1 protein-coding gene is annotated in these 1,721 nt (G+C 38.3%); it reads left to right on the forward strand.

Going from position 1 to position 1,721, the window contains the following annotated elements; translation table 11 throughout:
* The coding region (locus tag KDK19_RS03915) for a hypothetical protein (protein ID WP_257252817.1) at nt 1-1,721 on the forward strand (1,721 nt) is incomplete at both ends.

Below are 1,721 nucleotides of genomic sequence, written 5' to 3' on the forward strand. Positions count from 1 at the left end.
GAAGATAAATCCTCTGCACTGGCAAATCAAATGCCAGAGCCTGGTTTTATTGTGCCAGGTTTCAGTCATCATATGGTCAATCAGACTATTCCCGAGCGAAAAGTTACCCATTGGGTTACTACGGACCGTCGTGAGTCCATAAATGTAGCCAGCATCTGCGAGACGTTTACCGCTGAGGAAGTGGCTGTGCATATTCGAAATACTATTGGAAATCTCATTCATTCACTCAGATACGAAAAAATCACAAGAGAACCTTACGACGATGATGATCAAAGAGAGGAAATTACAGGGATTTTTATCGATTTTATTTTATGTCAGGAAGGTCTGGTTCGTGATCGTTGTATTACTTTTGAAATTAGTCCCGATAAATATGTGGCGGGTAAAACCATCAGTCATGAACGGGTTGAAGAGATACAATCTTTTCTGAAGGCTATTTTTACCAAACAGGCAGAAAAGGAGTCAAAATTTAATAAGTCTGAAAAACGTTACAGTCTGACAGGCATGCTGGTTGATTATCTTAACAAAAAAGAAAACGTACCGGATGATGTTATCTCAAAGTCTGTGTTTACAAATCAATTTGGCCGCACTGAATTTACGTACGAGAAATTGTTGAAAGCTATATTTCCATTTTTTCAAACCCTTCTTGGTGGAAGTGGCTTTTTTTCTGAGCTGGTTGTTATCTTTGATTTTGTTATAAAATTCAGACAGGAAATCATTGATAGTGCTTGTGAACCGTGTCAAACCAACAATATTATAATCATTGGTCTACGCCTCAATGATAATGATATAAGAGAGCATTTTAATCAACATGTTCTGGAGGTTATTTTTTCCAGACGCTGCGATGGTATAGTCAATGCTATGTTTGATAACTGTGTTTTTGGGACTGACAATGGAGTGAAACCGGCAAGCAGATTAAATCTTAAATTCGGTGAAGAGCTTGAATATGATATAAACAACCGACTTTCTGACGAACAGCGTATGATTGTTAATTGTTTTGCATCTCGACTCAAACAAAAAGGAATGAGTTATTGCCCTAACCTCATGTCTGCTACACGCTATGGTTTTGATAATAGCTTTACTGTATTACCTTTTTACGACTTACCTCAATGGTTTGAAATAATCTGCACGCCCTACCATTCTGATGATCAACTCGCAGAATTATCTTTTGAGAAAGTGATTGAAGTGATTGATTCAATGCGCAACGAAGGGTTGATTGATTATAGTTCCGGGCATAAACACGTCGATGCCTTGAGTGCTACCCAGGGGGATACCGGCGTGCTTCTGGCGATGGAGTCTGAGATCCAGCGAAACCCTTTTTTGCTGAGGGCGTTTGGAAATAATGATCGTATCCTGCAGGAGGATGAAGCTAAATGGTATAAAACATTTGCTGATTACGATCCAGACATAAAACCATTTGCCTTAAAGCGGTTAAATAAGATCATTGACCTATACAATAAAAAAATAGAAGAAAATGATACTCAAAAGCCAAGCCATAAAGGGAACACTGATTCGGAAAAAAAAGAGAGGCTTGAACAGTTTTCAAATTTTTATAGCCAGCTTGTTCATATAACGACTCTACAAAATTGGTTAGGTAATATTAGTGCCGATATGATCGGAAAATTTATGGCTATATCTTTACTGCACATTACCGGAGCAGAGGATGTCGACAAATTATCAACGCTGGAATTTCGTTTTTTCCGTTGTCCGAAAACGGTACAGGA

Origin of the sequence: Endozoicomonas sp. ONNA1 (genome assembly GCF_024606325.1) — a bacterium.
In the GTDB taxonomy this organism is placed as follows: domain Bacteria; phylum Pseudomonadota; class Gammaproteobacteria; order Pseudomonadales; family Endozoicomonadaceae; genus Endozoicomonas_A.